The sequence below is a fragment of the Nocardia pseudovaccinii NBRC 100343 genome (assembly GCF_001613225.1).
In the GTDB taxonomy this organism is placed as follows: Bacteria; Actinomycetota; Actinomycetes; order Mycobacteriales; family Mycobacteriaceae; genus Nocardia; species Nocardia pseudovaccinii.
Genome location: NZ_BDBY01000019.1, coordinates 1 through 10244, shown reverse-complemented (window position 1 = coordinate 10244; position 10244 = coordinate 1). Strand labels below are relative to the sequence as shown.

General features: G+C 65.0%; 8 protein-coding genes. 4 read left to right on the top strand and 4 right to left on the bottom strand.

What is annotated here, in order from left to right; translation table 11 throughout:
* The 3 genes from arc to NP3_RS02070 form a co-directional block, all read left to right on the top strand.
* Positions 1-1608: proteasome ATPase (arc, locus tag NP3_RS02080; protein WP_063037207.1), on the top strand; the 1608-nt coding region annotated here is incomplete at its 5' end.
* Between the two features lie 180 nt (positions 1609-1788).
* Entirely contained in the window at positions 1789-2439 is a 651-nt protein-coding gene (locus NP3_RS02075) for a TetR/AcrR family transcriptional regulator (protein WP_063037203.1), read from the top strand.
* Positions 2417-3937, top strand: a complete 1521-nt coding sequence (locus NP3_RS02070; RefSeq protein WP_063037201.1) for an ArnT family glycosyltransferase — start codon at positions 2417-2419, stop codon at positions 3935-3937. The genes NP3_RS02075 and NP3_RS02070 overlap by 23 nt, the downstream gene beginning before the upstream one ends.
* A gap of 200 nt (positions 3938-4137) precedes the next feature.
* Here NP3_RS02070 and NP3_RS02065 read toward each other — a convergent pair whose 3' ends face one another.
* The 3 genes from NP3_RS02065 to NP3_RS51090 form a co-directional block, all read right to left on the bottom strand.
* Positions 4138-5286 (bottom strand): lipase family protein, encoded by a 1149-nt coding sequence (locus NP3_RS02065; RefSeq protein ID WP_063037199.1) that lies wholly within the window; start codon positions 5284-5286, stop codon positions 4138-4140.
* 137 nt (positions 5287-5423) lie between these two features.
* Positions 5424-6299 (bottom strand): LLM class F420-dependent oxidoreductase, encoded by an 876-nt coding sequence (locus NP3_RS02060; protein ID WP_063037197.1) that lies wholly within the window; start codon positions 6297-6299, stop codon positions 5424-5426.
* Positions 6300-6454: 155 nt separating this feature from the next.
* Entirely contained in the window at positions 6455-7174 is a 720-nt protein-coding gene (locus NP3_RS51090) for a peptidylprolyl isomerase (RefSeq protein ID WP_063037195.1), read from the bottom strand.
* A gap of 264 nt (positions 7175-7438) precedes the next feature.
* Here NP3_RS51090 and NP3_RS02050 point away from each other — a divergent pair, with 264 nt between their 5' ends.
* Positions 7439-9319 carry a CocE/NonD family hydrolase gene (locus NP3_RS02050; protein ID WP_373864723.1) on the top strand — a complete coding sequence of 627 codons (1881 nt, stop codon included), beginning with the start codon at positions 7439-7441 and terminating at the stop codon, positions 9317-9319.
* Here NP3_RS02050 and NP3_RS02045 read toward each other — a convergent pair.
* A partial coding sequence (locus NP3_RS02045) for an aminotransferase class I/II-fold pyridoxal phosphate-dependent enzyme (RefSeq protein ID WP_063037193.1) occupies positions 9316-10244 on the bottom strand: 929 nt, incomplete at its 5' end. The genes NP3_RS02050 and NP3_RS02045 overlap by 4 nt on opposite strands.

The following is a 10244-nucleotide window of genomic DNA, read 5'->3' as shown; positions in this document are numbered from 1 at the left end:
AAGCTGATGGACACTCTCAAGGAAGCGCGCCAGCAGCTGGTGGCCCTGCGCGAGGAGGTCGATCGGCTGGGTCAGCCACCGAGCGGGTACGGAATTCTGATCGGTGTGTACGAGGATCAGACGGTCGACGTGTTCACTTCGGGCCGCAAGATGCGCTTGACGTGTTCACCCAATATCGACACCTCGACCCTCGAATACGGTCAGACCGTCCGTCTCAACGAGGCGCTCACGGTCGTGGAGGCCGGAATCTTCGACGCTGTCGGTGAGATCGGGACCCTGCGCGAGATCCTCGACGACGGACGCCGGGCGCTGGTCGTCGGGCATGCCGACGAGGAGCGCGTGGTGTGGTTGGCGGGTCCGCTGGCCAAGGTCGCCGAGGTCGATGATCTCGACGATCCCGATTCGCCGATCCGCAAGCTGCGGCCGGGTGATTCGCTGCTCGTCGACACCAAGGCCGGTTTCGCCTTCGAGCGGATTCCCAAGGCCGAGGTCGAGGACCTGGTACTCGAGGAAGTTCCCGATGTCGACTACAGCGATATCGGTGGTCTCGGTCGGCAGATCGAGCAGATTCGCGATGCGGTGGAATTGCCGTTCCTGCACAAGGATCTGTTCCGCGAATACGCGCTGCGCCCGCCCAAGGGTGTGCTGCTCTACGGTCCGCCCGGTTGCGGTAAGACGTTGATCGCCAAGGCCGTTGCCAACTCGCTGGCGAAGAAGATCGCCGAGGCGCGCGGTGAGGATGCCAAGGAAGCCAAGTCGTTCTTCCTGAACATCAAGGGCCCCGAGCTGCTGAACAAGTTCGTGGGTGAGACCGAGCGCCACATCCGGATCATCTTCCAGCGCGCACGAGAGAAGGCGTCCGAGGGTACGCCGGTGATCGTGTTCTTCGACGAGATGGATTCGATCTTCCGCACCCGTGGTTCGGGCGTGTCCTCCGATGTGGAGACCACGGTCGTGCCGCAGCTGCTCTCGGAGATCGACGGTGTCGAGGGTCTCGAGAATGTCATCGTGATCGGTGCGTCCAACCGCGAGGACATGATCGACCCCGCGATCCTGCGGCCGGGCCGTCTCGATGTGAAGATCAAGATCGAGCGGCCGGACGCGGAATCGGCACAGGATATCTTCTCGAAGTACCTGGTCGAGGACCTGCCGTTGCACGCGGACGATCTCGAAGAGTTCGGTGGCGACAAGGGTCTGTGCATCCGCGCGATGATCGAACGGGTCGTCGACCGGATGTACGCCGAGAGCGAGGACAACCGCTTCCTGGAGGTCACCTACGCCAACGGTGACAAGGAGGTCCTGTACTTCAAGGACTTCAACTCCGGCGCCATGATCCAGAACATCGTGGACCGCTCCAAGAAGTACGCCATCAAGGCCGTACTGGACACCGGCAACCCGGGCCTGCGCATCCAGCATCTCTACGATTCGATCGTGGACGAGTTCTCCGAAAACGAGGACCTGCCCAACACCACGAATCCCGATGACTGGGCCCGCATTTCGGGTAAGAAGGGCGAGCGGATCGTCTACATCCGCACCCTGGTCACGGGCAAGAACGCCAGTGCCAGCCGCTCGATCGATACCGAGTCGAATACCGGGCAGTACCTGTAAGTTTCGAACCGAGGGCCGTGCTTCCATCAGGGAGCACGGCCCGTCGGCGTTTCGGGGCTCAGTTTTCCGCGGTGTAGTCGCCAATCACGCGGTCTGATTTCGGAGTCATCCCAGCGGGGTAGGTGGGGGTCATTCTTGCGGTTGATGTGGGGGTTTGGGCGGACGGGTTAAAATTTGGCCATGCGGCCAGAAAATGGGACGGGTGGTCGGCAGCGGTCGTTCATCGAGGAGGCGCGGCGGCGGCAGATCATTGCCTCGGCGGTGGAGGTGATTTCGGAGGTGGGGTACGGGCGGGCTTCGCTGGCGCGGATCGCGAAGCATGCCGGGATCTCCAAGGGTGTCATCTCGTATCACTTCGCCGGGAAGGACGAGCTGATGGAGCAGCTGGTGATCCAGCTGTATGTGTCCGGTGGCGAGCACATCGCGCCCGCGGTGATGGCGGCGGACGGGCCCCGCAATCAGCTGCTCGCCTATGTCGGGGCGAATCTCGGCTTCATCGATGCGAACAAGAAGTATGTCGCGGCGCTGACCGATGTGGTGCTGAATCTGCGTGATGCGGATGGAAAGCCACGGTTCGCCTCGGCGGAGGGAGAGCAGGAGATCATCCAACCGCTCATCGACATCATGCGGGAAGGCCAGCGCACCGGCGATTTCGGTGAATTCGATCCGGCGGTCATGGCCAAGTCGATTCGCGATGCCATCGATGGCGCGGCCGGACGGGCGATTCGGGAGAAAGACTTCGATATGACGACGTACTCGGCGCACGTGTGCCGACTATTCGATTTGGCGACCCGGAAGGGGGGAAGTGATGACCACCGTGGTGGAAAGTGAAGTGCGACAGGAAGATAACGCCGGAGCGACACCGCCGTTCGCGTGGCTCGGTGTGGGCGCGATCGCCGTGGTGTCGGCGATCATGCTGTTCGCATCGCTCGGACGGTACGGATACTTCGGTGACGAACTGTATTTCCTGTCGGCCGGGCGTCGGCTCGGATTCGGCTATGCCGATCAGGGCCCGCTGCTGCCCGCGATCGCCCGCCTGATGGATGTGCTGGCACCGGGATCACTGGTGGCACTGCGGATTCCGGCCGCACTGGTCACCGTTGCCGCGGTGCTGATCACTGCCCAGATCGCCCGGGAGTTCGGTGGGTCGCGGACCGCGCAGGTATTGAGCGCGACCGCGTATGCGACCTCGCCGTTCCTGCTCGTGCAGGGAACTCAGTTGGCCACTAATACGATTGATACCGCGTTGTGGGTGGTGATCAGCTGGCTGCTGATCCGGTGGGTGCGCACCCGCCAGGACAGTCTGTTGCTGTGGGCCGCGCTGGTCACGGCGCTGGATATGCAGGTGAAGTGGCTGATTCCATTCTTCTGGATCGCAGTCGTCATCGGAGTGGCGATCTACGGACCGCGCGAGCTGCTGCGACGGCCGGTGCTGTGGGTGGCCGCGGCTTTCGTTGTCCTGGTCATGGTGCCGACGCTGATCTGGCAGGCCCGGCACGACTGGCCGCAGCTGCGATTGGGTGCGGTGGTCGCGGCGGAGCAGGCGACGATCGGTGGCCGCTTCACCTGGCTGCCACTGGCGCTGATCGCGGCCGGGCTGTTCGGCGGTGTGCTGTTGGTCGTGGGAATCTGGGCGCTGTTCCGCTCGGAGGCGTTGCGGCCGTACCGATTCCTCGCGCCGCTGCCACTGCTGCTGGCCGTGGCATTCATCGCGACCAACGGTCGCCCCTACTACGCGGCCGGCTGCTACGCGGCGATCATGGCGGCGGGCGCGGTGCGCTGGACCGAGTACACCCGACGATGGCGAATCTATGCGACTGGCCCGCTGGTCGCGATTTCGGTGGCGATCGCGGTGTTCACGATGCCATGGCAATCCGAGTCGTCCATCGATCCGGTCGACAGTCAGGCCGAGGCCGGTATCGAAATCGGCCTGTACGGGAAGTTCGGCTGGCCCGAGCTGCGCGAGGCGACCGCCGATGCGTACCAGGCTCTCCCACCGGCCGAGCGCGCTGATGCGGTGATCGTCACCGATTCCTATTGGCAGGCAAGCGCTTTGGATGTCGACCGGAATCGCTTCGGCCTGCCCGCCGTCTACAGCCCCAATCGCGGTTTCGGATACTTCGGCACCCCACCGGATTCCGCGGCAACGGTGCTGTGGGTCGGCAATGCCGAAGACGAAATGCGCGCCACCTGTAGCGAATTGACCCCGGTCGGTCGCGTCGACGCACGCCTGGGCTATCCGGACGTCACCCGCAATGTCACCATCTGGCGCTGCACCCCACGTCAGCACTGGTCACACGTCTGGCCCGATCTGCTTCGCCTCGACTGACCAGCCGTATTGTCCGATTCGTCCAAGACATCCGAACACCACCCGCGTTGACTGGACCATGGCCGGGCCGAACCGCGCCCAGGCCATGGTTCGAGGATCAGGAGGATGCGCGGTCCACCTCGCCGACCCCGACGGTCACCGGTGGGAAGCGGTGTACTTCGTGAACGGAATTTCGGATTGATATCCGTTGTGACACTGGGCTATTCGGTAGTGAACAGACCGGCGAGGAATGGGATCAGTTGGGGCCAGGAGGCTTCGACGATGCCCAGGTGGTCGGTGGGGTAGCTCTGGAACCGGTATCGGGTTCCGGAGGCGCTCAGCTGGCCAAGGAGGACGGCGGTCGAGGGGAAGGGGACGGTGGTGTCCTGCTCGCCCGGGGTGATGAGCAGCGGTTGTCGGTAGCCGGAGGTCGGTACGACCAGGTAGCGGGTGAGTAGAGCGGTGAAGTCGCCGGTCAGCAGCGGTTTGGTCAGTAGCGCCCCAAGGGACAGGCCCTGGACCTGGGCGGGCCAATTCGATACGCACGAGGTGGCCAGACGTTCCATCGCGGCGATACCCGTTGGGGTGTAGTAGCTTTCGATATCGGTGGCAGGGTAGGCGATGCGCATGCCCTCGAGTACTGCGGCGACGTTATCGATGAAGCCATCGAGAACGGGGACGCGGGGTATGTAGGGACCGGCGAGTGCGATGGCCTGCTCCACGTTGGCGGGTGGTGCGAGCGCGGCGGTGCCACGGAAGTCGAGTTCGGGCGCGTAGGTCGGGGCGAGGGCGCCGGTGTTCAAGGCGGCGTGTCCGCCCTGCGAGACGCCCACGACAGCCCAACGCGTCGACAGGTCCGTATCGGCGGTGCGCGCGGCGCGGACGAGGTCGATGGTGGCGGTGGCTTCGGTGCGGGATTGCAGGTAGGGGTGCGGTGTCGCGGCACCGGCATTCAGGCCGACATAGTCGGGTGCGACCACCGCATAGCCTCGGTCCAGCAGACGATGCAGATACGAGGCATCGGCCCGGGCCTTCATGGTGGTGATTCCGCACTGCGGGCCCAAGCCGCTGGTGCCGTGATCCCATGCGATCACCGGCCAACCCCCAGGCGGCGGTGCGCCATTCGGGGCGAGCAGCAGTCCGGTCGCCGTCGTGGCCGCGCCGGTCGGCCCCTCGGTGACGTATTCGAGGACCGAAACCCGAGCGAACCCACCCCAACCCGCTGGCTGTGCGGTCGAGGACACCAGGCCGCCCACCGTATCGTCGGCATGTGCGCCACCCGCGCCCGTTACGGCCAGTATCGCGGCTGCCAGCGCTGTGAGACCCGCCCGCAGGCGAATGCGATCGCTGTTCCGACAGTTCGCACGCATAGCTGCTCCTCTGCTCGGTACAGGATGTCAGCAGACTATTGAGAACCCACCATCGGGGGTCGGGTCGCTCGCCCGTATCGAGATCGGATACGGCACATGCCCTTTCGCATTGTGAAAGAGCATGTGCCGTAAGGGCGCTAACCGAGTTCGGCCAGTTGGGTTACCGCCGGTGCCATGCCCTCGATCCACGCCGCTGGGGACCCGGTGGTCGGGATAATGATCACGGTGTGCACGCCGAGTTTGGCGTAATCGGCCATCTGGCGGACGAATTCGTCGCGATTGTCCGGATTCGGGCGCGGATTATTGGCCATGATGGTGATGCGGATATCGTCGAAATCGCGCCCGACATCGTCGCAATGGCGGCGCAGGACGTCGAGTTTGTGGCCGACATCCTCGGGGGCGGAACCGAAGAGATTGCAGGCGTCGCCGTACTGCGCGACCAACCGCAGCGTTTTGCGTTCGCCGCCACCGCCGATGAGCACCTTGGGCCGGTTGATCGGCTGCGGCGAGCACAGCGTCTCGGCCAGCTGGTAGTGCTTGCCGTCGAAGGGTCCGTTGTTCTGCGGGTCCCACATCTGCTGACAGATGCGCAGCGTCTCTTCGAGGCGCTCGAACCGTTCGGCGATCGGCGGGAACTGCACACCGAGGCCACGATGCTCGCGCTCGAACCAGGCGGCGCCGAGGCCGAGTACCGCGCGGCCGCCCGACAAGACATCGAGGGTGGTGACGATCTTGGCGAGCAGACCGGGATGCCGGTAGGTCACGCCGGTGACGAGCAGGCCGAGGTTGATACGGGAGGTGTGCGCGGCCAGATAACCGAGGGTGGTGTAGCCCTCCAACATATTGGACTCGGCCGGGAGGCCGGTCGGCTCGATCTGGAAGTAGTGGTCCATGAACGACAGCCAGGTCGCACCGGACGCCTCTGCCGCGGCGCCGACCCTGGCCAACTCACCGGCAATGGCGGTGGTGCCGCCGTCGATATCGAATATCGGTAGGTGAAAACCGAGTTCCATGAAGTGATCCCCTGGTACTAGACGATTTTGCACTGCCAACGCTATGACCTGGAGTGCACTCCAAGTCAAGTGTCGGGGGCCGCAATTCTCGCAGGGCCTACCAAAAAACCGATGGCGGTGTCGTCCTGGACGACACCGCCACCAGCTTATGTCGATCAGCCCTGAGCGGTGGTCACCGAATTCAGGACGACATCGGCGTTCGGGCGACCGTCTTCGCCGCCCGCGGCGCCCGCCTCGGCGACCCGCGCCAGAACATCCATACCGCCGGTGATCTTGCCGAACGGAGTGTAGTTCGGCGGCAGCTGCGAATCCTTGTAGACCAGGAAGAACTGGCTGCCGTTGGTGTCGGGACCGGCATTGGCCATGGCGACCGTACCTGCCGGATAGGTGGCGCCGTCCAGGTTCTCGTTCGGGAACTGGTAGCCCGGACCGCCCGTGCCGGTGGCGGTGGGATCACCGCACTGCAGGACGAAGATGCCCGCGGTGGTCAGGCGGTGGCACTGGGTGTGGTCGAAATACTTCTGCCCGGCCAGGAATACGAAGGAGTTCACCGTGCGCGGTGCGCGCGCGGCCTCCAGGGCGATATTGACTGTGCCGCAGGTGGTTTCCAGCTGCGCGGTATACTTCGCGCCCGTGTCGATCGCCATCGCGGGCTCGCTGGCCCACTGCTTGCTCTCGGGCTTGGCCGAATCGGGGGCCACGCATCCGGCGACCGGTGCGCCCGGATCCGCCGAGACCCCGCCCGCGGCGAAGATCGCGAGAGTGGTGCCGACGGCGAGTAGACCGAGGCCCCGTAGCAGGGCAGTCCCGACTCTGCGATGCTGCCTGATGGGCTGATGGTGGTCGAATTGCCGCACCTGCACTTCGCTGCTCACCGGTCAGGATCTCCTTCTGTTGTGTATCGCATCGGGTGATGCTGAGCGGATCATTCCATCTCGACGCTTCCAGCGGAACGAGATGCGTATTGCGACTGTGTGGCAATGGAAATCCGCGGATGTGCGGCGGGTGGTCGGTTAGCATGGCTGCGGAGGCGCATCTGATCGGCTAACTGGTTCGGCACGCATCGACTCTGGCGATGACATCGCCTCCACGGGAGGTGTATCAGCTTGTCCGGATATGTATTTCGCTGGTGTACCGCGATGGTGTGTGTAGGCGCACTAGTGGGTGGATGCACGGCCAGCACCGAGATGAAATCGACCTCGCAATCAAGTGCCTGGCCACCCGACGATGACCGCGGCACATGTGCGGTCGACAAGCAGGCCGACGTTCCGGCAACGATGCGTGACGGCACGGTGCTGCGCGCAGATGTGTACCGCCCGCATACCAGCGATCCGGTGCCGGTGATCCTGATGCGCACCCAGTACGGCAAGGCCGCCGCGCAGATCCAGCCCTCGCGCTATCGCGCACCCGACTGGTTCGCGTCGCACTGCTACCTGGTGGTCATCCAGGACATCCGCGGTATCGGCAGCTCCGACGGCACATTCACCGAATTCGGCAATGACACCCACGACGGCTACGACACCGTGGAATGGGCCGCGCGACTGCCCGGTTCGAACGGCAAGGTCGGCATGTACGGCTCGTCATATGTCGGTGCGACACAATGGCTGGCGGCCATCGAGACGCCACCGCATCTGACCACGATCGTGCCCGCGAATACCGCCTCCGACTACTACGACGGCTGGACCTACGAGGGCGGCGCCTTCCGCCTCGGCTTCGTCGAACCATGGGCCATGGGCACCATCGGCGCGGAATCAGCCGACCGACGTAACGACAAGGCCACCGCCGACCAGTTGCGCGCGGATCTACAGAACATCACCTCGTGGCTGAATTACCGCCCCTACAAAGACTTTCCGCCGCTGCAGCCGAATAATCCGGTCGTCGCGCCGTGGTACTTCGACTGGATCCGCAACTCCACACGCAACGACTATTGGAAGCAGTGGAGCATCCGCGACCGCTATCCGAATGTGCGGGTGCCGGTGCTCGATATCGAGGGCTGGTACGACGCATTCCTCGCGGGCGGCATCGAGAACTTCACCGGCATGGTCGAGCGCGGCGCGGCACCGGCACGGCAGGACCAGCGATTGGTGATCGGTCCCTGGGACCACCTCGGCTGGGGACGACCCACATCGATGATCGCGCCCCGGCTCGAGCAGCTCGGACCGGTCGGCGACAGCCCGATCAACGAGTTGATGCTGGCGTGGTTCGACCACTTCCTCGAGGGCACGGACAACGCAGTGGCGGGCAAGCCTCGTGTCGACTATTTCCTCATGGGTGCCAATCGATGGAAGTCGGCGCCGAGTTGGCCACTGCCGCAAACACAATGGAGGGAATACTTCTTCGCCGACAGCGGCGCCAACGGTGTTGTCGGTCGGGTCGGCAAACTCGTCGATCACGCGCCGGGCGGGCCCGCTCGGGTCGACCGGTATGTCTACGACCCGGCCGCACCCGCACCGAGTATCGGCGGACATTCGTGCTGCTCGGTCGGATCGGGTCCGCAGGGCCCGTTCGACCAGACCGCGGTCGAGCAGCGTTCGGATGTGCTCACCTACACCACCGACCCGCTCGGCGCCGATACCGAGGTGACCGGCCCTATTACCGTGAAACTGTGGGCCTCGTCGACCGCGCCGGATACCGACTTCGTCGCGCGGCTGGAGGTCGTCGCACCCGACGGATCGGCCGTCAACCTCAACAATGGCGTCATCCGTGCCGCGTTCCGGGATTCGTTATCGGATCCGGCCCCGCTGGTGCCCGGCCAGCCCTATGCGTTCACCATCAAGATCTGGCCGACCAGCTACCAGTTCAAGGCGGGCGATCGAATCCGGGTGGCCATCAGCAGCAGTGACTACCCGCAATATGCGCCGAACCCGAATACCGGCGAACCCTTCGGCGACAGCGCCCGCACGCAGCCCGCCACACAGACGATCTACAAGGATGCCGAGCACCCGTCCTCGGTGATCGTGCCGGTAATCCCAGCCGGTGACAACGAGGCCACCAGCTTCGATATCGAGCCCGGATCCTAGGCGCGGCGAACGCGGCGATAGGTGGGGGCCGCGGTGGTCGCGGCGGCGAGCTCGCCGGTGAGCCAGTCCAGCTCGCCGTCGGTGATCGCGGCGACGGTGATGCGCAGGTGGTCGCCGTGCGGGTGGTCCTCGACCTCGAAGGGACGGCCGGGTGCGGCCTTGATGCCCGCGGCGGCCAGCGAGATCATGGCCGCGTTCTCGTCGGCGACGGGGAGCCACAGGTTGATGCCGTCAGCACGAGCGACGGCGACGCCCTTGCGAGCCAGCGCGCGGCGGAGTTCGGTTGAGCGCCTGCGATATTCGGTGCGGGCGGCGGCAACGGCGCGCACCGCGGTGTCGTCTTCGAGCATGGTGAGCAGCAACCGTTGGAGCAGTCGGCTGGTCCAGCCGGGGCCGAGCATACGCCGTTCGATCATCGGATCGAGCAGTTCTGCGGGGCCGCCGACCACCGCGAGGCGCAGGTCCGCGCCGTGCGATTTGGAGTAGGAGCGTATGTGTACCGTGCGGCTCGGCAGTCGCGCGCCGAGGGAGCGCAGTGTGGTGGATGCGATGCCCGCGGAGTGGTCGTCCTCGATGACGAGAGTGTCGGTGCCGGTCAGGATTTCGGTCAGTTCGCGGGCGCGGGCGGCGGTGAGCGAGACGCCCGTCGGATTCTGTGCGCGCGGCTGCAGGATCAGCGCCGCGGCGCCACGTGCCCGCTCGAGATCCTCCGGCAGTAAACCGGATTCGTCCATGCGAACCGGAATAGGCCGAGCCCCGATCCGGGCGAGCAGGTCGAGAAAAGGTGGGAAGCAGGGATCTTCGACCGCCACCGCATCACCGAGCCGCACATGGGTGGCGAGCAGTCGATCGATGGCGTCGAGCGCCCCGTCGACGACCGCGAGCCGTTCGGCGCGGCAGGGCCAATCGGTGCGGACCTTGGCGG

Excerpts from the sequence above, each read along its gene's own strand:
- NP3_RS02075 (WP_063037203.1), top strand. The coding sequence starts at position 1,789 with ATGCGGCCAGAAAATGGGACGGGTGGTCGGCAGCGGTCGTTCATCGAG.
- NP3_RS02070 (WP_063037201.1), top strand. The coding sequence starts at position 2,417 with ATGACCACCGTGGTGGAAAGTGAAGTGCGACAGGAAGATAACGCCGGA.
- NP3_RS02065 (WP_063037199.1), bottom strand. The coding sequence starts at position 5,286 with ATGCGTGCGAACTGTCGGAACAGCGATCGCATTCGCCTGCGGGCGGGT.
- NP3_RS02060 (WP_063037197.1), bottom strand. The coding sequence starts at position 6,299 with ATGGAACTCGGTTTTCACCTACCGATATTCGATATCGACGGCGGCACC.
- NP3_RS02050 (WP_373864723.1), top strand. The coding sequence starts at position 7,439 with ATGGTGTGTGTAGGCGCACTAGTGGGTGGATGCACGGCCAGCACCGAG.